The 608-nt window shown below is 46.7% G+C and carries 1 protein-coding gene; it reads left to right on the top strand.

All coding sequences use genetic code 11. The features are described from left to right. Window positions 1-608: hydroxymethylbilane synthase (gene hemC, locus A3756_RS20095; protein WP_068554444.1), on the top strand; the 608-nt coding region annotated here is incomplete at both ends.

Genomic DNA, 608 nt, shown 5'->3' with positions numbered 1-608 from the left:
CTTGAAGCTTTATACCCAGGCTTGGAAGTCAATATTAATGGCATGACAAACAAAGGGGATAAGATTCTAGACGTCCCCCTTGCTAAAATCGGTGGCAAAGGCTTATTTGTAAAAGAGCTTGAAGCATCAATGCTAGAAGGCATTTCAGATATCGCCGTCCACTCAATGAAAGATGTCCCTATGGAGTTCCCCGAAGGTCTTGAGCTAGCCGTTATTTGTGAGCGGGAAAACCCCTTCGATGCTTTCGTTAGTAATCAATACGACTCGATCGATCAACTTCCAGAAGGTGCAATTGTTGGCACCTCAAGCCTACGCAGGCATAGCCAACTGGCCGCCTCTCGCCCAGACCTAGATATTCGCCCTTTAAGAGGCAATGTTAATACTCGTCTGGCAAAGCTCGATGCAGGCGAGTATGACGCCATTATTCTTGCAGCCTCTGGACTCAAAAGACTTGAATTCAATGAACGCATCAAAAGCGTCATATCGGCTGAGCAATCACTTCCAGCTGTTGGCCAAGGCGCTCTAGGCATTGAGTGCAGAAGCAAGGATGAGGATATTAAAAAATTATTGGCGCCCCTCATTCACCCAGAAAGCGAGTTCTGCGTAAA

This window comes from Oleiphilus sp. HI0086, assembly GCF_001635225.1.
This window is presented reverse-complemented; position numbering and strand designations above follow the sequence as displayed.